Source organism: Mesorhizobium ventifaucium, from assembly GCF_935822925.1.
In the GTDB taxonomy this organism is placed as follows: Bacteria; Pseudomonadota; Alphaproteobacteria; order Rhizobiales; family Rhizobiaceae; genus Mesorhizobium; species Mesorhizobium ventifaucium.
The window spans coordinates 267,768-288,608 of the sequence record NZ_CAKXZS010000011.1 but is presented as its reverse complement, the minus strand read 5'-3'; the positions used below and the strand labels follow the sequence as shown (position 1 = coordinate 288,608).

18 protein-coding genes are annotated in these 20,841 nt (G+C 60.4%); 4 read left to right on the top strand and 14 right to left on the bottom strand.

The features are described from left to right. Positions 1-126: 126 nt before the first annotated feature. Positions 127-1,209, top strand: a complete 1,083-nt coding sequence (locus NMG70_RS09645) for an acyltransferase family protein (RefSeq protein ID WP_254024272.1) — start codon at positions 127-129, stop codon at positions 1,207-1,209. A gap of 300 nt (positions 1,210-1,509) precedes the next feature. Here NMG70_RS09645 and NMG70_RS09640 read toward each other — a convergent pair whose 3' ends face one another. The 6 genes from NMG70_RS09640 to NMG70_RS09615 all read right to left on the bottom strand — a co-directional run bounded on the left by NMG70_RS09640 (position 1,510) and on the right by NMG70_RS09615 (position 9,213). Beyond that, complete coding sequence (locus NMG70_RS09640) at positions 1,510-3,891, bottom strand: polysaccharide biosynthesis tyrosine autokinase (RefSeq protein WP_254024271.1); 2,382 nt, start codon at positions 3,889-3,891, stop codon at positions 1,510-1,512. A gap of 267 nt (positions 3,892-4,158) precedes the next feature. Further along, positions 4,159-5,055 (bottom strand): UTP--glucose-1-phosphate uridylyltransferase, encoded by an 897-nt coding sequence (locus tag NMG70_RS09635; RefSeq protein ID WP_254024270.1) that lies wholly within the window; start codon positions 5,053-5,055, stop codon positions 4,159-4,161. 56 nt (positions 5,056-5,111) lie between these two features. Further along, positions 5,112-6,080, bottom strand: coding sequence for a glycosyltransferase family 2 protein (locus tag NMG70_RS09630; protein WP_254024269.1), 969 nt, complete (start codon positions 6,078-6,080; stop codon positions 5,112-5,114). Further along, on the bottom strand, positions 6,070-7,020 hold the full coding sequence (locus NMG70_RS09625) for a glycosyltransferase family 2 protein (protein ID WP_254024268.1): 951 nt from the start codon (positions 7,018-7,020) through the stop codon (positions 6,070-6,072). The genes NMG70_RS09630 and NMG70_RS09625 overlap by 11 nt, the downstream gene beginning before the upstream one ends. Next, positions 7,020-8,018: a glycosyltransferase family 2 protein gene (locus NMG70_RS09620; protein WP_254024267.1), complete on the bottom strand. Its 999-nt coding sequence runs from the start codon at positions 8,016-8,018 to the stop codon at positions 7,020-7,022. The genes NMG70_RS09625 and NMG70_RS09620 overlap by 1 nt, the downstream gene beginning before the upstream one ends. A gap of 25 nt (positions 8,019-8,043) precedes the next feature. Continuing rightward, positions 8,044-9,213 carry a glycosyltransferase family protein gene (locus NMG70_RS09615; protein ID WP_254024266.1) on the bottom strand — a complete coding sequence of 390 codons (1,170 nt, stop codon included), beginning with the start codon at positions 9,211-9,213 and terminating at the stop codon, positions 8,044-8,046. A gap of 191 nt (positions 9,214-9,404) precedes the next feature. Between NMG70_RS09615 and NMG70_RS09610 the strand changes: the two genes are divergently transcribed. The 3 genes from NMG70_RS09610 to NMG70_RS09600 all read left to right on the top strand — a co-directional run bounded on the left by NMG70_RS09610 (position 9,405) and on the right by NMG70_RS09600 (position 12,948). Further along, positions 9,405-10,901: a lipopolysaccharide biosynthesis protein gene (locus NMG70_RS09610; protein ID WP_367185516.1), complete on the top strand. Its 1,497-nt coding sequence runs from the start codon at positions 9,405-9,407 to the stop codon at positions 10,899-10,901. A 71-nt stretch (positions 10,902-10,972) separates the two neighbouring features. Then, a complete protein-coding gene (locus tag NMG70_RS09605) occupies positions 10,973-11,998 on the top strand; it encodes a phosphoribosyltransferase family protein (protein WP_367185515.1) in 1,026 nt (341 codons plus the stop codon). 71 nt (positions 11,999-12,069) lie between these two features. After that, on the top strand, positions 12,070-12,948 hold the full coding sequence (locus NMG70_RS09600; RefSeq protein ID WP_254024263.1) for a glycosyltransferase family 2 protein: 879 nt from the start codon (positions 12,070-12,072) through the stop codon (positions 12,946-12,948). A gap of 310 nt (positions 12,949-13,258) precedes the next feature. On the opposite strand, the gene NMG70_RS09595 is transcribed toward NMG70_RS09600, so the two are convergent. The 8 genes from NMG70_RS09595 to NMG70_RS09560 all read right to left on the bottom strand — a co-directional run bounded on the left by NMG70_RS09595 (position 13,259) and on the right by NMG70_RS09560 (position 20,770). Further along, positions 13,259-14,329, bottom strand: a complete 1,071-nt coding sequence (locus tag NMG70_RS09595) for a glycosyltransferase (protein ID WP_254024262.1) — start codon at positions 14,327-14,329, stop codon at positions 13,259-13,261. Continuing rightward, entirely contained in the window at positions 14,326-14,511 is a 186-nt protein-coding gene (locus tag NMG70_RS09590) for a hypothetical protein (protein ID WP_254024261.1), read from the bottom strand. The genes NMG70_RS09595 and NMG70_RS09590 overlap by 4 nt, the downstream gene beginning before the upstream one ends. Before the next feature lie 187 nt (positions 14,512-14,698). Beyond that, positions 14,699-15,148 carry a hypothetical protein gene (locus NMG70_RS09585; protein WP_254024260.1) on the bottom strand — a complete coding sequence of 150 codons (450 nt, stop codon included), beginning with the start codon at positions 15,146-15,148 and terminating at the stop codon, positions 14,699-14,701. After that, the gene (locus NMG70_RS09580) at positions 15,145-16,605 is read right to left on the bottom strand and encodes a GMC oxidoreductase (protein WP_254024259.1); all 1,461 of its coding nucleotides are present in this window, start codon (positions 16,603-16,605) and stop codon (positions 15,145-15,147) included. Before NMG70_RS09580 ends, NMG70_RS09585 begins: the two co-directional genes overlap by 4 nt. A gap of 87 nt (positions 16,606-16,692) precedes the next feature. Continuing rightward, positions 16,693-18,024, bottom strand: coding sequence for a UDP-glucose dehydrogenase family protein (locus NMG70_RS09575; protein WP_254024258.1), 1,332 nt, complete (start codon positions 18,022-18,024; stop codon positions 16,693-16,695). Between the two features lie 61 nt (positions 18,025-18,085). Then, positions 18,086-18,955, bottom strand: coding sequence for an endo-1,3-1,4-beta-glycanase ExoK (gene exoK, locus NMG70_RS09570; RefSeq protein WP_254024516.1), 870 nt, complete (start codon positions 18,953-18,955; stop codon positions 18,086-18,088). Between the two features lie 143 nt (positions 18,956-19,098). Then, complete coding sequence (locus tag NMG70_RS09565; protein ID WP_254024257.1) at positions 19,099-19,497, bottom strand: hypothetical protein; 399 nt, start codon at positions 19,495-19,497, stop codon at positions 19,099-19,101. Positions 19,498-19,756: 259 nt separating this feature from the next. Then, entirely contained in the window at positions 19,757-20,770 is a 1,014-nt protein-coding gene (locus NMG70_RS09560; RefSeq protein WP_254024256.1) for a glycosyltransferase family 2 protein, read from the bottom strand. Positions 20,771-20,841 lie beyond the last annotated feature (71 nt).

Genomic DNA, 20,841 nt, shown 5'->3' with positions numbered 1-20,841 from the left:
GAAGAGCGGCAGGCGGATCGCAGTGCAGGACGAATCCACGAATTCATCCTGCAGTGCAATCGTCTGTTGTGCAATGCAGCAATAGCCCTTAAAACTTTGCCTGGGGGGCCGTTCCGAAGGCACGGCATGGCTCAGCAAAAAACCACATTCGGCGGCGTCGACATCCTGCGTTTTCTCGCCGCTGTCCTCGTGATGTTCTACCACTACGGCTTCTGGGCGTGGGCGTTCCCCGAGGGCGTTTCGGCGCGCGCGACGGGCGGCATCCCGCCGCATCCAGAAATAGGCGGACTGGTCCAATTCGGATGGGTCGGCGTCCAGATATTCTTCGTCATCAGTGGCTTCGTCATCGCCTTCAGCGCCGAGCATTCGACACCGCTGCGGTTTTTCGAGGCAAGGGTGAAACGATTGGTGCCGGCCGTCTGGATCTGTGCGCCGATCACCGCGATGGTGCTGCTTTTCGTCGATCTCAGTTGGCCGACGGACGCTGTCACCAGGCTCATGCGCACCGCCCTGTTCGTTCCGTACAACCCCTGGGCCGACAGCGTCTACTGGACGCTCGGCATCGAGATCGCCTTTTATGCCGTCGTCTGGATCCTGCTGCGGCTCGGCCGCTTCGATCTGATGGAGGCGGTGGCAATCGCGCTCGGCGCGATCAGCACGCTTTTCTGGTGCCTGTACTATCCATTCGACTGGTCGGACCTTGCCGAGGCGCGCTGGCTCGACCTGCTCCTGGTGCATCACGGATGTTTTTTCGCGACAGGTGTGCTGCTCTGGCTGATGCGTTTCAAGGCAGTGACGCCCGCCCGCCTTGTTTTCTGCGCCTTGTTCCTGGCCGGCGGCGTGCTGCAGATCATCAGTGCTGTCGACGTCCGCAGCATCAAGGTCGAAGCCGCGATGCCCTACGCGCCGCCGATCGTCCTGTTTCTCGCTGCCATGGCGCTGATGGCGTGGTCATTACGGCTCGACCTGTCCTGGCGCGGCTGGCGCCGGATTGGCCTGATGACCTACCCTCTCTATCTGATCCATAATGTCGTCGGCGCGGCTATCCTCGGGGCGTTGACGCGCGCGGGAGTGCCATACCTGCTTTCGCTGGTCATCGTCGGCGCGACCATGATCGCCGCGAGCTGGCTGATTGCGATCGAGGCCGAACCGCGTATCCGGCTTCTGCTCGACCACACCATCTTCCGCTACCGTCTCAAGGCGGCGTAACGCGCCAGCGTTGTCATGCCGGTTCCTGGCTGCAAACGTCCTACGGTATCTGGCACAAAGCATGAGCGCACGCTTTTGCGCGACCCGTCGCGGCTCGGCGACCTCTACTAGTCAAGTCAAGCGAGGAAATCGACCGGCACCCTAAGGGACATCGCCGACCCTGCCGGCTCGTGCGCAGGCCTGCCGGTCATGGTCTGTTCGAGGGGCATTCGTCTTCGCTCGCGACGGTTTCGGGCCCGGTATTGGCCTGGTCGCGCAGGACGACGCCGATCTGCTCAGTATCCGTACTACCGACGGGCCTCAGCTGTTCACCTTCGTCCGCGCTTCCGACTTCTCCAGATAGTATGACGAATATCTGTCGAAGAATTTTTCCGAGCCGCCGATCGATCCATACTTCGCCAGCTTCTTCAAATCGACCTTGTTGAGGACCACGCCGACGATCTTGTTGGCGATATAGGATTCCGAACTCAATATGGATTGCACCATCGCACGCGGCGTGCGCCCCCACTCGGTCACGAGCACGAAGCCGTCGGCAAGCGGAGCAAAGGCCTTGGCATCGACCACGGGGCCGAGCGGCGGCAGATCGACGATGATGTACTCGAAGGTCTCCTTGGCATTGTCGATGAAACGCCGCATCCCGGCCGACGACAGGAGCTCGCTTGTGTGCGAGAAATGACCGCGCGGCACGGCCGGAACGATCGCCAGCTTGGTCTGCCGGTCGATCTTGCCGACGGACTGCCAGGTCTGCCCGCTCACTACCGCTTCCATCAGGCCTTGCTCGGCCTCCATGCCAAGGCTGCGGCTGAGGCCGGGGTTACGCAGGTCGCCGTCCACCAGCAGGGTTTTCGACCCATTGGCGGCGAGCAATCCGGCCAGATTCGCCGCCACGGTCGACTTGCCCTCGCCGGGAAGGACCGAGATCACGCCAATGACCCGGCTGCCTTGCCCTTCCATCACCACGTCGAAGGCAATCTTGGCGCTGCGAAGCGTCTCGGAAAACATCGATGCCGGGGCGTCGATGCTCACCCGCATGCGCGCGCGTCTTTCAGCCGCCGACGGTGATTGGGCGGTTTTGATATTCGCCTGACCGCCATCGCGCTTATCGTCCTTGGCGACCTTGCTGCCAATGATCGGCAGGTAGCCGAGGAATTTGAGGCCGACGCGATCGCGAACGTCTTCGCCGGTCCTGAAGAACCGCTCCCTGAATTCATTCAGGCCACCAAACCCGACTCCCATCATCACGCCAAGCACGAGCGAAAGTCCCAGCACTATGGACGTGCGCGGGGTTGCCGCGGACTTCGGCATCGTCGCGTCCGAGATGACGCGGATCTTGCCGACCGGGAAGGATTGCTGTTGGGAGGCCTCCTCGTAGCGGCCAAGGAACGTCTGATAGAGCGTCGAGAGCGCCGTTGCCTTCTGCTCCAGTTCGCGCAGCTTGACCTGAGACTGGTTGTCGATGGAACTCTTGCCAGCCGCCAACGCGACATTTGCGCGGAGCGCCGTCTCGCGCGCGAGAGCGACTTCGTATTCGTTGCGGTAGCTTTCGGTCAATTGCTTCAGCTCGCCGAATATCTGCGCCGAAATGTCGGCCTTTTCCTTGGCAAGTGCGACCGCCTGGGGATGCTCAGCCCCGAAATTGGCTTCGATATCCTGCTGCCGCTTAGCGACAGTGAGATAGCGGGTCTTGAGCGTTGAAATGACCGAGTTGCTCGGCTGGTCGGCGGATATGGCGGCGTCCCTGAATGCGTTGTCCGAACCGCTTTCGACGATCGACTTGTATTGCTGGTAGCGGGCGCTGGCGCGGGCGGTATCGGCCTGCGCCTCAATGAGCTGGCCATTGAGGTCCGACAGTTGCTTGTCACTGATCAACTGGCCGTCATCGACGGCCAGCCCATGTTCGGCCCTGAACTTCTCGACGGCGAGCGCCGCTGCCTGGGAACTTTCGCGAAGATCAGTCAGCCGGCCCTGCAGCCAGACCGCCGCCCGCTCGGTCGCATCGAAGCTCGCATCGAGCTGATCCGCGAGATAGGCGTCGGCATAGGCTTTGGTGACCGCGGTCGCAAGTGCGGGGTCCGTCGCCTGGTAGGCGATGGAGATCACATAGCTTCGACCAATGCGCTCGGCTTGCACCTCGTTTTGCAGTTTGAGGATAGCGTAATCGCGGCGTGACGACGCAATCATCGCGTCACGCGTCGCCGGATCAAGCTGAGTAACGTCGGTAGTACCCACGGCGGGACTGGGACGGAAATACCGGACCACGCCGCGCACAAAATCGGCAGCCTTCGACACGGCCGACGTCGGAGGGTCCATGAAAGCGTCGTTCTGATCGAGCTTCTGCTTGTCGACGACCACCGCCGCCAGCCTCGCCGAGTGGAGAATTTCAATCTGGCTGAGAATGGCGGAGTCGGTCTGCATGCTCACCGACGCCGCCGAGACCTCGTCAACGACCTTGTTCAAGCCTTCGTCGATCAGCACACGGCTCGTCGCCATGTAGGTGGGGGGCGTGGTCTGCAAATAGAGCACGCCCAGAAAAAGACCGATGGCGGCGCATGCCGCAACCACCTTTGCCTGCCTTGCCGCCATGCCGAGCAGGCGCTCGACATCGATGAAATCGTCGGCGCCGACTGCGTCCGAACTCGGCAATGGTTTCCTCCTGTCGAGAGGAAAATTGGCATAATTCATCTTCGGTCCAATTCAAGTTTGCATTAAGAGCGGCGGTCTCTCAAGTCGAACTGTGTCGCCGCTCTATTTTTTTCCAACATCGGATTTTCCCAAAACCGGTCTCCACTTTGGGTCCGATGCTCAAGTTGCAGACGCTAGAGCAAAATCGAGAGCATCAGCATATATACGACGCAAGCTTCATGCCAGACACCGCGCGACCTGGGCAGCAAAACATATCGGCGTGTCTTGCGTCATCATCCATTTGCTAATGCTCCCAAATAATGGGCTTTATGCGGCTTCCACCCGGCGCTCATGCGTCCGGACGAACTCCTGAAGCATCTCGAAGATCGACGCCTTCATGTCGTCACGCGCCAACGCGAACGCGACATTGGCCTGGATGAACCCCTCCTTCGAGCCGCAGTCGAACATTCGACCGTTGAAGGGCTGGGCGAAGAAAGCCTGGCTCTGCGCAAGGCGGACCATGGCGTCGGTCAGTTGGATCTCGTTGCCGGCGCCGCGCTGCTGATTGCCGAGCAGCGCGAAGATCTCGGGCTGCAGGATGTAGCGGCCGTTGATGTAGTAGTTCGACGGCGCATTGGCCGGAGCCGGCTTTTCGACCATGGCGGTGACCTCGAAACCCGAGCCGACATCCGCGCCGCAGCCGACAATGCCATATTTGCTGGTCTCGGTCGGATCACAGCGCTCGACGGCGATAACGTTTCCACCGGTCTGCGCATAGAGGTCGGCAATTTCGGCGAGACATCCGCGCCCGCCGAAGGACACCATGTCCGGCAACAGCAAGGCAAAAGGCTCATCGCCGATGACCTCCCGGGCGCACCATACCGCATGCCCGAGACCTTGCGGCGACTGCTGCCGGATGAAGCTCGTCGCGCCAGCCACGGGAAGCAGGCTTTCGAGCGCCTGAAGCTGAGCCGTTTTGCCGGTCTGCTCCAAGGTCCCGATCAGTTCGGGATGCAGATCGAAATAATCCTCAATGACCGCCTTGTTGCGGCCCGTCACGAAGACAATGTGCTCGATGCCGGCTTCGAACGCCTCGTCCACCGCGTATTGCACGACAGGCCTGTCGACGACCGGCAGCATTTCCTTCGGCATCGACTTGGTCGCCGGCAGGAATCGCGTTCCAAGCCCCGCTACCGGTATGACTGCCTTCCTGACTTTCTTCATTGCATATTCCTTCTGAGGAGATCACTTCAACCTGTCGCAGGCCGCCAAACTGTTTTTCAGCTGCCTGCACCCTTCACCTCCCCCGCACCCGCGGCAAATTGCGCCGCCACCCTTCGCAGCCGAACGGCGATCGGCATGCCCATATGCCGAACCGCTGCCGGATCGCTGAGCACCGTCCACACCGCCTTGAGGGGGGATCGGGCCTTGATGTGCTGGACCAACGAAAGGAAAGACGCCGCCTTGCGCAGGCTGCGCGTGCGCCTCGCGAAAGCGGCCTCGGCGGCTGCGTCCATCGAATGGGTCCTGGCGAAAACGAGGTCGGCCTTGCGCATCGCCTCGACGTGATGAAGTTCAAGCACGCGGGAAATGGAGCCGGTCCGGATATGGTAGACATAGCCGGTCGTCGGCTCGACCACGCATTTGCCGCCCTTGGCCAGAGCACTGGCCAGCAGGATGTAATCTTCTCCGATGATCAGGCCTTCGTCATAGCGAAGCCCGTTTTCGCTCAGGAAGCGTCGCTGGAAGATCGGTTTGAGATAGCCGAGATTGAACCTGGATTCGAAGACCACGTTGCCGGCGATATAGTCCGCCAGCGAGATTTCACCGAGCCCCTCCAGGTAGTCGGCCGGGAACATCGTCTCCTCGGCAACGCCGTCCTCGCGAACGACCTGAAGATTGTCGACCGCGATCTCGGCGCCCGCTTTCTCGGCGCGGTCGATCATGGTGCAGATTCGCTCGGGATAGACGGCGTCGTCGGAATCGAGTACCGCGACCCACCTGCCGCGGGCAAGCTCAAGGCCGGCATTCCTTGCGCCGCCGGGACCACGGTTTTGCTCAAGTGCGACAACGCGTACGATGTCTTCGGGGTAGGATCGCGCCAGATCGAGCGTCCGGTCGCGCGACTGGTCGTCGACGACGATGATTTCGACGCTGACATTACTCTGGGCGATGGCGCTGGCGATCGCCCGCTCGATGGTCAGCTCCGCATTATAGGCTGCAATGACAAAGGTGACGTCAGGCTGCACGCTTGCCCCCTTCCTGCGGCGAGGGCAGGCCGTACTGGCGGATTTCACGCACACCGATTAGACCGCTCACGACGCCGACATGCATGACGCCGCGAAGCACGCTGCGGTTCCTGCGCACGGGATTGATGGCGACCGGGATTGCCGATGCGAAACAAAAGACCGCCTTTGCCGAGGCAAGACCAACTTGCCTCACCAGCGCGAGGCCATGCGCGTCGCGCCCCAGCAGGTGCCCATGCGTCTGCCCGACGCGGAACCGGCGGCGACGCAGCCAGTCGAAAGCGGCCCTGGCGCGCGGCACCACTTCATCGACCCAGGCGTGCGGCGAAAAGGCGATGCGACCGCCGGCCTTGACCATATGGTCGAAGAATTCGGTGTCCTCGCCGCCGGTCTGGCCACGCGCCAGGCTGAATCGCCGGCCGCGGAGGCTGTCGGCGCCCATCCTGAGCAGGACGTTGCAGGTGTAGCCAGTGCGGATCTCGCCGCCCACCCAGACGGGCAAGGTGGAGTGAAAATCGCCGCGGCGCATCCAGTCGGGCGCGTCCGGCCGATAGCGCGCCCGCACTGGCCCGAGCACGGCGGCAGCGCCACTGACGTCCGCCGTCGCAACCAGTTCGGCGAGCCATCTGGACGATGCCGTTTCGTCGTCGTCGAGGAAGGCGACGAAATCCGCCATGCTGGCGTCGAGGCAGGCGTTGCGGGCTATCGAGATGTTGCGTGCCGGGCAATGACGATAGCTGATCGGCAGCTTCAGCGTCTCCGCCAGCGTCGCCACCAGCAGTTCGGCCGTCGGCCCGTCATCATTGTCGGCGACGATGACGCGGATGTCGAATCCCGAAGGCACGTCGAGGGTGGCTATGGAGCGAAGCGTGTCGGCAAGCTCCGGCCGCCGAAACGTGCAGACGCAGACGTCGACGCTGCGGTTTTTTTCGGCCACACCCATCACGCCATCCTCCTAGGCTGCGATCCCGGTCCAAGCAGTTGCAGCCAGAAACCGACGGACCAGCCGAAATGCATGACCATAGCCGAAATCCCGGCAAGGGCACTGTCCGGATTGCGCTGGCTGATGGCAGTCCACACGCCATAGCCGAGACAAACCGACGCCCACACCAGAAGCGGCATGACTGCCAGCCAATGCACGAAGAAAAAGGCAGAGAGAAGGACGACAGGGAACACCAGAAGCGGCACCAGCTGCCGGACTTTTGGTATCATGCGGTGCTTGAGAACGTTCTTTGCCCGGCCGCGGCCATAGCCGAGATACTGGAAATAGAGGTCGGCGAGCGACGAGCGCGGGTAATAAATCATTTGCGTCTTGCCGCTCATCCAGATCCGGTAGCCGGCCCGACGGAGCCGGTAGTCGAGCTCCGCATCCTCGTTGTGGCTGAACGTTTCGTCATAGCCGCCCACCGCCTTGAAGGCCGATATTCGTATCAGCGCATGGTGACCGTGGTCGACCCACTCTCCCGCCGAGAGATGCCGGTGCTTGGACCCGCCCGTGCCGAGCTTGGAATTCTGTGCAGCCGCCACCGCTTTCTGCACCATGCCGCTGCCGCTGGTCAGCATCGAGACGACGACCGAATCCGCGCCGGTGGCCAGCGCCTCTTCGATCAGCCGGTCGCAATAATCCGGTGGGTAGCCGCCATGCGCGTCGATGCGAATGAAATATTCAGCGCCATCGCCGTAACGGGCGATGGCGAGATTGATCGCCGCGCTCTGGAGGCGCTTTTCATTGTTAAGAAGGATGATCCTCGGATCCTTCCCGGCGATCTCCTCGACGATCGCCCTAGTGCCGTCCGTGCTACCGCCATCGGCAACGATGATCCGGGCGCCGAGCCTCTCGGCCGCCGGTCGAAGCTCATGAACAAGCGCACCGATGTGAGCTGCTTCGTTCAGGCACGGAATCACGATCAGGTTGGACGGCAGCATTTCGGTCTGCATCATGGGCCCATGTCCTTCCCTAGCCATCCTAAGCCAGTGCCTCGGCAGCATATGAACCGGGCGCGACCGTCAGCCCGCGAAGCTTCTCGACAAGCGCCCGGCAATCGCTGCGATCGTGGCTCCAGGTTCGCGGATTGCGGGCAAGAACACGCGCCCGCAATTTCCCGAAACGATGCTCCTCCAACTCGCCCAAGGCGGCTTCGAGTGCCTCGGGAGTGGCTTGAGGCAAGAGAACGCCGATTCCCTGCTGGTCGAGGAACCGGCCGGTTTCGGTGTTACCCATCGAGATCGGCACGGCGCCGAAGCGGCAGCCCTCGTAGAGGCGGTTGGGCAGCAGCCATTCAGAATTCAGCCCCTGCTCGAAAAAATCGATGGCCCAGGAAAAGTGAACCTCACGGTAGATCGTCGCCATATCTTCGGGATTCCGATAGGGTCCGCCAAACGAGAGCCAAGGCTCAGATTCGACGAAACCGTGGAAATCCGGAAATTCGGAAAGCGCCGGACGGCCCCTGAGGATGATTTCGAAGCGGCCCTCGAATCGTCGGGAAAATTCGGCCAGCAGTTCCAGAGAGCGGCGGCACCGGAGCGCGCCGAACCAGCCGATCCGCCAAGGCGGAGCGACGGGCTCCGCCGCTGTGCGATCATTCAGCGAAACCGCGGCAGGCTCGAAATATTTGTTTTCGAGCAGTTCGACCGGCGCAGAAATCTGCCCGAACGGCTTGAAATAGTTGGCGATGAAGGCCGGCGAACTGGTGACCAGCAGCTTTACATCCCTGGCCAGATAGCGCTCCGCGCCGCGCATCGCCTTGCCCAGAAAATCGTTGCGAAGCATCAGACGATGGATGTCGAGACACTCATAGACGATCGGCACCGTTGCCTGGAACGCCGATTTGGCACGCCGGGCAAGCGCCAGCATTTCCAGATTGCGCGCGATGATGAGGTCTGGTCTGGGCATCGAACCGAGTTTCGACCCGATCGAAACCGCCGCCTTGGTGACCGCTGCCAGCCGCTGGGCGAATCGGCCGTCGCGCGTTGCGCCAAGATCGATCGGATGCAAGCCCTCGACCTCGGCGATCGGGCTTGCTGACCGGCGAAAGCCTGCCAGTGTGACCTGGGCACCGCCTGCCTTGAGCATTATGATCCGCCGGCGCACTGCCGGATCGGAGACGTCGTGCACCAAGTACAAGACATGCAGCATGAAAACTCGACCGCTGTTGGCCCACCCGAAAGAATCCTAGTACAGCTCGTGCTGCATCGCAACATTTTTGGTGCAGTGTAGCAAGAATCCACGTTTTTTGTTGCGTTGCAAAATTATTGCCGTAGTTTGGTGGTGGTATCGGGCATGGGTCGGGACTCCGGGACCCGCCACGAAAATCAGGGACCCTGAATTTGCAAGCCAATGCATTCGACCCGCCAGAGGGCTCTCTCCGCAGATCGGTCGGACGCGGCGCTATCATTACGGCTTTGGCGCAATCGGTGCGGGTTGCGACACAGATCGTCTCCGTCATCGTGCTGTCGCGCCTGCTGTCGCCGCAGGACTTCGGCGTCGTGGCGATGTGCGCGCCGGTGCTGGCCTTCATCGCGCTGTTCCAGGATTTCGGGCTGACCCAGGCGACGGTCCAGAAAAGCGGAATCAAGCATGAGGAGGTCAATTACCTCTTCTGGGTCAATGTCGCGGTCAGCGCACTGCTCGCCTGCGTGCTGGCCGGCGCGGCGCCGCTGGTCGCCGCCTTCTACGGCGAACCGCGGGTTGCAGGTCTGGTGGCAGCACTTGGGCTGCAGATCATAACCTATGGGTTGGGCGCCCAGCATCTGGCGCTGCTGACACGCCGCATGCAGTTCGCGCGCCTGGCCATCATCGACGTCGCAAGTGCAGTCGCCGGCCTCATCGTATCGATCGCCTGGACTTTCATCGACCGTTCCTACTGGGCGCTTTTTGCTGGCACGCTGACAGCAGCCGTGCTGCCCACGATTTGCTTCTGGGCAAGCTCGCGGTGGCGCCCCAGCCTGCCGCGCAAGGTCGACGGCATCAGCGAACTGATCAATTTCGGCGCCGGCATCACCGGATTCAATTTCGCCAATTACTTTGCCCGCAATCTCGACAATGTGCTGATTGGCAAATATTGGGGCGAGGCCCAGCTCGGCCTCTATGACCGCGCCTACAAGCTGCTTCTGTTTCCGCTGAGCCAGATCACCAACCCGCTGTCGAAGGTCATGGTGCCGGCTCTTTCCAGGCTGAAGGACGAGCCGGATCGCTACCGCAGCGCCTATCTTCGCGTCATGCCGCTGATCTTGCTGGTTGCACTTCCAGGTGTCGCCTTCGCCACCGCCATGGCCGACGTGCTGATACCGTTCGTGCTCGGCGAGCAGTGGCGGCAGAGTTCCAGCATCTTCCTGGCGCTCGGTTTTGCCGGGCTGCTGCAGCCGCTCAACAACCCGGCGGGATGGCTTTTCATCAGCCAGGGCCGTTCGGGCGATTTCATGCGCTGGGGCATCGTCACAGCCGTGACCTCGGTGCTGGCCTTCCTACTCGGTCTGCCCTATGGCGCGCTGGGCGTGGCGATCGCCTATGCGGTCAGCGAATATCTGAGAACGCCTTTCCTGTGGATGTATATCGGCAGGACCGGGCCGCTTCGGGCAGGCGACATGTTACGCGCAGCCACGCCATTTGTTCTGGGCGGCCATCTCGCCTTGGCGGCTGTCTGGTTTGCGAGGCCTTCGCTGCCCGATTCCCATCTCGCGGCCCTGATTGCAGCCGCGCTCCTTTCCTATGCAGTGGCCTTCGCCGTGGCCATGCTGTTTCCGTTTGGCCGAGAAGCTATGCGCGAGGTGCTGAAATTTCTCCCGGCCAGGAGGCCGTGCTTCGTGGAAAGGGACGCAAAATAGTCGTGTTTGCGGTTTCGACCGAATTCGCGGTTTCAAACGTTCGCCATGAACAGAAGACAAGGATTTGGATCATGCACTATCGATCGATCGCAGACATGAACGACACTATCGTCGGCAACCTGCATCGGCTGCCTCGTGATATCGATCTCGTCGTTGGCATTCCGCGCAGCGGCATCTTGGCGGCAAATCTGCTCAGTCTGGCCGCGAACATTCAAATGACCGATCTCGACAACTTCATTGCAGGAAAGACATACACTTCCGGGATCAGCACCAAGCGCCGCGCTGCGCTTGATCGCCCGGTAGTCGAAATGCGCAAAATCCTGGTGATCGACGACAGCGTGAACCGCGGGGACGCCATGCGCGATGCGCGACGGCGTATACAGGCGGCAGGGATAAGTGCGGAATTCATTTTTGCGGCTGTGTATGGACATCTTCCCCGACACCAGGATATCGACTTCGTATTCGAGGTAGCGCCACATCCGCGCATGTTCCAATGGAATTTCATGCACCATATTTTCCTTGAACAAAGCTGCGTTGATATTGACGGCGTGCTTTGTCTGGATCCTACCGACGCGGAAAACGACGACGGACCCGCCTACGAAAAATTCCTCAGCGAAGCGTTGCCAATGTATGGGCCAACCCGCAAGATCGGTTGGCTGGTCACCAGCCGGCTCGAGAAATACCGAAGGCTCACCGAAGCTTGGCTCGAAAAGCACGGCATCAAATACGACGAACTGATCATGCTCGACCTGCCAAGCAAGGCGGAGCGGCAGCGGCTTGGCGTGCATGGCAGTTTCAAGGCGGATTTCTACGTTAAATCCGATGCCATCCTGTTCATCGAAAGCGAGCACCATCAGGCTGCCAAGATCGCGAAGCTCTCGGGAAAGCCCGTGCTTTGCGTTGAAACACATCAGGTATGCTTGCCGCAGCCGCTGTCGCTGGCAGCGCTGAGCCAGGCGACCAGAAATCTTCCCAACCGGCTCAAGCAGGTGGGCGAGCCCGCAGGTCGTCAGGCGGTCCTGAAAAAAGCAGCGCGGGCGATGCTTGGCGAAAGTGGGTACAGGGCACTCAAGGATAAGCTCAGAGGAGCCAATTGATTTGCGCGGCCGGACCTGTCCCGGGTTACGGGAACCAGTTTTGATTTGCGGCGACTACGAGGAGCGTTCTCATGGTTGACGATCCTTACGTGAGCATCATAATCCCGGTGTGGAACGGCGAAGGCCGGATTGTGGCCACACTCCAATCGATAGCGAACCAGACCGCTCCCAAGAGTTGTTTCGAAGTCATCGTCGTGGACAATGGCTCGACGGATGGCACCGCCGAAGTCGTGCGACGCTTTCCCTTCGTCAAATTTCTGTCTGAGCCGCAGCCCGGTTCCTACCGGGCGCGAAATCTTGGGCTCGCCGCCGCGCGTGGCGAATTTGTGCTGTTTACCGACGGCGACTGCGTGGCTGATCCCGACTGGGTTATGCAAGCGATCTCTGCGACTAAGCGCCTACCCGACGTAGACGTCTATGCCGGGCACATTACACTGTTTCGTGAGGACAAGGCCGGGCCGTTCAGCGCTCGCTACGAGGAGCTGATCGCCTTCAATCAAGAGGTCAATGTCCAGTTTGGCCATTGCGTGACAGCCAACTGGCTTTGTAGGCGCGAGTTGTTGCGTTCGATCGGCGGCTTCAACCAAGACCTGCTGTCCGGCGGCGACATCGACTGTTCGCGGCGGATCGTGGCGGCGGGATACAAGCTGCTCTACGTACCCGAGATGACCGTTAAGCATCCAACCCGCGCGAAACTCATGGATCTCATCCGCAAGCGTCGGCGAGTTGTGGGGGGGCGCTGGCATCTCGAAAAGATGAAGGCCGAAAAGATAGCCGGCGCAGCCAGGATGTTTGCAAGGGAATCGATCGAGCAGGCGCGGTGGACGATCAGGGGGGGCATGGAAATGTGGGCCAAGCCCGGTGTCGTTGCCGTCATAGTGGTTCTAATGCTGACGGCGCAATTCGAGTTGGTGCGCCTCGCTGTGGGGCGACCGGCGTATCGATCCTGAAGTTTCGATCAACAAGGCATTAGGCTCGCGCGACGCCGGCTAAGCGCCTTCGCGCGACTGCCCCTGTGTAGCGCGTTCCAATACCGCCAGAAAATAGACTAGACAAGTTGCCGTGCGGGATTCATCGCGGCTCCTCCGAATCGGAGTGCCGCCACCGAATCTCAGTCCAGCCGCCGCTGCGGCCTGCACAGCAGGCCAACGTCGCTTCCCTGCCATTTGAGCCCGATTGCCGGTGGCGGGCGCTCAACTGAAGCCCCTCCCGACTGTTGCGAAAAATAGGCACTATCACTCGTAAACAGGATACGGATTGTTAGATCGTAGCCAATTCGAGCGGCGTTTCGAACAGATGCAACAAGCGATCGAGTTGCCTTTCGCGATCCATTTCCGGGCGGTTTGAATAGGATCGTGCAATGGCCGATTTCTCCGCATAGTAGGTCTCGTCGTGCCAAAGCCTCTTGATTGCGGAAATCCATTCCTCCACAGACGCCTCTCTATCTACAAGGATGCCTCCCGGGCCGATCGCTTCGGGAAGGCCACCGCAACTGGACCCGACGACCGGTATGCCGCTGAAGTGCGCTTCAGCCGCAATCCGGCCGAACGCTTCTTCCCATTGGCTTGGCGCAAGAACGATCTTCGCCTTTCCATAGACTGATTTCATGTCCTTGGTCCCAGGCCTCAGGGTCACGTTGCCTAACGCCGCGATCCGTTGCTTCAGTAGCTCTTTCTGCTCGGCGCTAAGGGTCCACGTTTCGATGAAACTGAACGGTATTTCCGGGCATCGCTCGGCGATGGAGAGTGCAGTTTCCAGCCCCTTCAAGGGGTGTGGATTGATGAAGGTCACGTTCTCGCGGGTTGATCTGGTTTCGTAGTTTTCGCGCCGTACGAGTGGGTGGACCATCTCGGCATCTATTCCAAACAGATCGTTGTACCGTTTGGCCGTAAACCGCGAGTTTGCAATGTAGGAAACATTTTTCAGCGCGCGTAGGTCACCCCCGAGGTCTTCCAATTCGACGTTTCGCAGATAAATGAAGAGTCTCGCTTTTGCTTTTCTCAGAGCCAAGGCGATCTTGACCGGATATCCGGACTGCAGAACGACGACATTGGCGTTGAGGCGGGCAGCCACCTCATCGGCAACCTCCCAGGAGAACCATGAACGAAAAACCGCATAGCCGAGAGCGTTGTCTACGACGTAGCGCTGGGACAGAAGTTTCAGTTTCAGTCGGCTACTGAAGCCAAGCAACCCGTCGGCCGTTAACCCCGACAGGACGCTGACATTGTGGCCGCGACGAATGAATTCGATCGCAAGTTCGTGCGTGCTCGATTGGGCGCCCCCTGAAATCTGGGGGATGTAAGGATGGGCGCTTGCAAGGAGGATGTTCATTCCGCTCTCCGTTCCAGCCCCTCAGCCGCCATCCTGGCGATGCTGCGGTATTCGACGCGATGTCGAGCGATAACCTTCGGGTCGTACAGATTTCGGCCGTCGAAGATGACCGGCGCGGTCGGCGCATCCTTCAGCGCGTCGAAGGAAGGCACGCGCAAGCTCGTCCATTCCGCCGCGATCAAGAGCTGAATGCAACTCGCGCAGATCGTCGCCCAATTCATGGAACTCGACATTCGTGGGACAAACGACCAAGGGGACGCCTTCGGCCCGCGGCGTGTAACCGTTGCCACCTGCAAAAAGGACTTTCATGGATTTCGGCTCCTTGTCGCATTCTCGAAGTTTTATGGCGCATGTTTTGTCAACCCGCCTTCAAGCATCCTGCTGCGCCTCTAAATTGGCGAACGGATTGGTGCATGGCTGCCATCCGGTGAACCGGACCGGGTCGGCTGGGGAACTGCGCCGGGCGTAGTCGGTCAGCATATGGAACTCGGCAATGACCCAACGGTCGAAATGCCTCAGGTCCGCTTTTTTCTGTTCGGGCAGAAACCGGCGTGCGGCGCCCAATTTCAACTCCTCAAGCAGAGTGACAGCATCGCCCAGCTTTGTGTTCGGAAATATCCAGGGGTTCCGCTTCTGAAACTCCAGGACGAACTGCTGCAAATGCTCGATGCGCATGTTCAGCCTGCCGAAATATCTTTCGAGCGTGACGCGCACCAGGTCCTCGTCCGAAAGCGAGGAAACGGTGGCGTAGGCGATGCCGGTCGAAGCAACTCCGCCAGCCATGATGGCCAGTGCCCCGCGTCGCGAAACCTTGATCATCCGGCCATTTCCTTTCCTGCTATCCGGCTCGCCGCCCGCAAGGAGAGGGCTGCCGCCGTCAGGCTCGGATTGGCGCAGGAACAGCTTGGATATGTGCTCGAGCCGACGACAACCAGGTTCCTCAGCTGATGGTGGATCATGTCCCGATCGACGACCGAATCCGCCGGGCTCGAGCCCATCCGCAACGTGCCCTGGACATGTGACTCGGTGCGCCGGATGCCGCGATCGAAGATCTCTTCGACCGGCAGCGGCGCCAGAAGCGCCGCCAATTTCTCCTTTGCCCGCGCCATGCCCTTGACGGCATAGTCGGATGCTCCCGCGAAACTGACGAAGGCGTTTTCATCCTCGTCGAGAATCACGAGATTTTCCGGGTCGAGCAGGTCTTCGGTAACAATGATGAGGGGAAGCGTCTGACGGACACGTCCCTTTTCGGGGCGCATCCCGTGCTGCCAGCGGTTTTCGAAATAGACCAGCGCCGCCGCATGGTCTGATCTATGGGCGCCGTCATAAAGGCCGAAATTCAAGCCGGTGGTGATGGTGCTTCCGTCGAAATTGTCGACACCGTCGAGATAGGCTTCGAAATTCCATCCGTAGGATTCGTGCAGGCCGCGCCCGACGAATTCGCCCGACAGGCCGGACCGCAACATGATCGCCGGGCTGTGGATGGCATTGGCGCCCAGAATGAAGAGATCGCCGCTGACCGAATATTCCTTGCCCTCATGCAGGAATGCGACCGAACGGACCGAACCGCCGATATGGTCGAGCCGGCGCACTTCAGCGCCAAGGCAGACCGAAACGTCGGGATGCTCGAAGACGTGCATCAGGCCATTGTTGGCGGTGAATTTGGCATCGACCGGGCATAATCCGCATCGCAAGTTGGCGCAGCACGAAGACCGCTGCGCAGTCGGCACGCGCGCCCGGGCTGTCGGCATGACAAAATGCTGGTCCGGCTGCGCCGCTTTCATCATCCGGTCCGGCGTCGACATGTGATGCGGTGGCTGGGGAAATGGCCTGGAACGCGGCATCATCGCCGCCATGTCGGGGTCGCCTGAAATCGACATGACGTCCTCAGCATCGCAGTAGAACGGCTCGAGCTCGTCATAGCTGATCGGCCAATCGTTACCGACGCCGTAGAGGCTTTTCAGCCTGAAGTCGTTCGGGTGAAAGCGAGGCGTCTGCGCGAACCAGCAATTCGTCCCGCCACCCAATCCGATGGTATAGTTCCACGGCTTGTCAGAGTTGGTCTTGTAGGTGGTCTCGTCCTCGATGTCGGTGTTGACGTTCTGCTCGAGCTGCCATTCATGCGTGTTGTGCCGGCCCCATTCCAGAACCAGAATGCGCGCCTTTCGCTGCTTGGCGAACGCATGCAGGAAGAAGGCCGAACCGAAACCGGAACCGACAGCGACCAGATCAAAATGCTCGTTGGCGATCTGTTCCGGCCTGATGCCCAGCACCATCAGATAAAACCCTTTGTTGATACGAGCGCGTTCATCAGCGTCCTTGGTGCCCCAGCCGGTCTTGCCACCGGCCTTTCCCGCGTGATCTCACGCCGCCATCCTGCCGATCGAGTGATATTCGATGCCGTAGCGAGTGATGACCTTGGGATCGTAGAGGTTTCGGCCGTCGAAGATGATCGGCGTGGACAGCGCATCCTTGATCGCGTCGAACGAAGGTGCCTGGAAGGTCTTCCACTCGGTGGCGATCATGAGCGCATCGGCGCCACGCAGCGCTGCCTCCTTGGTTCCACACAAGAGCAGATCCTCGCGCAGTCCATAGATGGCCTGACATTCCTGCATCGCCTCGGGATCGTAAGCCTGAACTTTGGCACCGGCCTTCCAGAGCGCTTCCATCAAGACACGCGCCGGCGCCTCGCGCATGTCGTCGGTATTGGGCTTGAAAGCCAGGCCCCACAGCGCAAAGGTCTTGCCCTTCAGATTGCCCTTGAAATAGCGGTTCACTTTGTCGAACAGGACCGACTTCTGCTCGTTGTTGCGTTCTTCGACGGCGCGCAGCAGCTTGGCATCGAATTTGACGCCTTCGGCGGTTTTGATCAGGGCGCGCACATCCTTGGGGAAGCACGAGCCGCCATAACCGAGTCCCGGATAGATGAAATGGTAGCCGATGCGCGGATCGCTGCCGATGCCCTTGCGGACCTCCTCGATGTCGGCGCCGAGTTCCTCGGCCAGATTGGCCATTTCGTTCATGAAGCTGATCTTGGTCGCCAGCATGCAATTGGCCGCGTATTTGGTGAACTCGGCGCTGCGCACATCCATCACAATCATCTTCTCGTGGTTGCGGTTGAATGGAGCGTAAAGCTCACGCATCACCGCCTCGGTGTCCTCGCTGCCGGTGCCGACGATAATGCGGTCGGGCTTCATGCAGTCGGCCACCGCGGAGCCTTCCTTGAGGAATTCCGGATTGGAGGCGACGTCGAAAGTCAGATCCTCGCGGCCCCGCGCCTTCAGCGTCGCGGCGATCCTGGCCTTGATCTTTTCGCAGGTGCCGACCGGCACGGTCGACTTGCCGACGACGATCTTGGGCGCGGCCATCTCCCGGCCGATGGCCTCGGCAACGGCCAGCACATATTTGAGGTCGGCCGAACCATCCTCGCCCGGAGGCGTGCCGACAGCGATCATCTGGATCTGGCCATGCTTGACGGCGGCCGCGGCGTCGGTGGTGAACTTGATGCGGCCGGCCGCATGGTTCTCCTTGACGAGGTTTTCGAGCCCGGGCTCGAAAATCGGGATGAGGCCCTGATTGAGCCGCTCGACCTTTTTCACGTCGATGTCGACGCATACTACCTGATGGCCGACTTCGGCAAGCACCGCCGCCTGCACCAGACCGACATAGCCAATCCCAAAGACCGTCAAATTCATTTGATTTCATTCCTGTTCAAGATTTCGGAGCGCTTTCGGCCCGGCCGGTTCAGATTAGCCTTTACTTAATGCTGCATGCCAGCGATTGCGGAAACTGGCATGGCTGGCCGAGCGCCGTGAATGCGACGCGATCCACTTGCAAGGCAAGCTTGCGACCCGGATCCGAAAACGGCCCCAGCCATTCCTTCATCGTGTCGCTGCCCCAGAGGCTGAAGAATATCTTTTGCGCATGGGTGGGCAGCTTTGCCGGATCGGTGATCGTGTTCACCAACTCGCCATTGACGTACCAGCGCAGCCGGTCCTTCTCCCAGACGAAGGCGTAATCGTTAAAAGCCTTGTCGGTGCCGCCAGCTACATCCACCACTTTCTCGTTATTGCCCTTGCCGGCGATGTAGGCGTTGATCTGCACTTTGGAGGTGTCCTTGGTCAGCACCTCGAAGTCGATTTCATCCCACGGCTGCTTATCGGTAGGGCCGATGTAGGTGAAGAAGGCGGCATTGATGCCGGAGGCCGCATCGGTTTTCATCCGCGCCTCATAGGTACCATACCCGAAGCGCTGCTTGGTCTGGATCTCGCCACAGGCAAAGTCGCGATCCTTTAGTTTCTGCTTTTCGAAACCGAGCGTCAGGATGCCATCGGAAAGACGGACCTGGCTCTTGGACCAGATGCAGTTCTGATACTTGCCGTTCGCCCAGCCGTCGGCAATGTACCAACGCGCCCGGTCGAAGCTGGTGAAATCATCGACGAACGACGGCGCAGTCGGGATGTCCTGCGAACGGGAAGGGGTCGGGCCTGCAATGAGGCTGCCGAGTGCGACCAGCAGAAACGAGCCGCGCGAACATAGCTGCCTCAGGTTGCCTTGCCTGATCGAGCGCGTGACCGGCCTGCCGCCGACGGCTGGGATAGACGTGCTTTTCGGATCCGAGTTCATACCAAACTCACCTTTGTGCTGTGCGCCCCCAACCCAAAGTCGATGTTCAAAACCATGACGAAACGATCTGATCTTGACCTTCTGCCGGTACTTCCGGTGTTGCCTCCTTCTTGCCCAGTGGCACCACCCAGGATCTTGAAATTTCACCCCGTGCCGGCGGCCGGGTTGGCCAAATCAGCCTTCGTGGTCGAGCTACGCTCGGCGCCTTCGTCGAAGATAGCATCCAGCGAATGACGGAGACCCTTCATCAATTCGTTCTGGCGGGCTAGCGCCGCGATGCGCCGCTCGTAATTCAGGATCGACTTCGTCAGTTCGCTGACCTCGGAGGATCTGCTGGAGGAGGCCGCGCCATTTTCCATCGCCTCGACCAGGAAGGCGGCGTTGGCGGCCTTTGTCCGGTAGCGATTCTCAAGCCCGTTTTTCTCCGCCTCGATCTCGGCCGCGATCTGGTCAAGCAGCTTTGCCAGGCGGTCAAGGCGCGAGATATCGGTCTGCCTGTCTCGAGCCGGATCCCTTGATCTGAAGCCAAATATCGAGGCCATGCGCTCAGTTCCTGTCATAGCCGGCCTAAGCAATCCCCTGTGCCCGGCCGGGCAAAAAAAGTTCTTGTCGCATCGTCCAGCTCCTCTGACGGGCGGACATTTTCGGCCGATTCAAACAGCCAAAATTGCTGCACCGCAACATACATGCCATCCCCAAAGCGAGTAGGCAACCACCTAGTGCGGCGAATCGGAAATTCGCATCGCTTTGAGGCAGGGTAAGCACCTGTTGACATGATCGGCATGGCGCCGGCGGACCAGCTCAAGTCTCGCCGGCCGGGCTGGTTGCGGCCATGAGAAAGCGCCGCGGCGGCACAGGCTGTTTCGAGCCAAAGCCGGCGCGGCGAAATAGCGCATCCAGCTTGTCGGCGGCCACGCCGCGAACGATAGGGATGAGATTGGATTGGCTGGCCAGGGCGTAGGCCGCAGCCGCTGTCAGCCCTTTCTCGTTCTTCACGTCGAGGAAGTTTCGCAACCGATATTTGTCGCGCACCTGCCGTTCGTGCCTTCTGAGCACGGCCTTGGAGCCTTCCGGCAAACTGTCGATCGCCAGCATCGCCAGATCCGCGTCGGCCAGACGCTTGAGATCCTGCGTCTTGTGCTGGCCGCTCAGCGAATCCGCGCGAACGATCGCGCCGTAGCCGCAAGACCTGATGACCTTGAAGCGCGCCCCGCAAGCGACCGCGCGCGCGTAGAGTTCATAGTCTTCGCCCAGCCGCAGGTTTTCGTCATAGCGCAGCCCATGCCGGTCAAGAAAAGCGCGGCTGATCACCGGTTTGAGGAAACCCAGTTCACCTCTCTGCACACGACGACTGGAGATGTTGCCTTCGATGAAGCGCTCGAAATCGAGAAATTCCGGATCGGCCGAAAACCGCGGAGCGGTGATTTTCGAAACGTCGGTCGCCGCATCGTCCCTGATCATCATGATGTTGTCGGCAGCGAAATCCCAATCGGCGCTGGCGAACAACTCGCGAAATCTGCCCTCGAGAAAAAAATCGTCGGCGTCCAGAATGCTGATGAACGGCGATTTGGAGCTGGCGATCGCGGCGTTGCGGGCGAAGGAAGGACCGCCGTTGACGTCGAGCCGGATGACGGAAAGCCTGCCGCTGCCATCGTCGGCCGCCCGAGCGACTTTCGCGGTATCGTCAGTGGAGGCGTCATCGACGACGACGACTTCGGCCACCTCCGGCTCGCGCAAGGCCGATGCGACGGCAACCGGAATTGTCCGCGCCGCATTGCGGGCGGCGATGATCACGCAGACTTCCGGTTCTGTCATCAATTCGCCTCTCGACTGCACAGGTAGCTCCGAATTTCCTGCCCCCTTTTGATGTCCAACGCAGCTCTCGT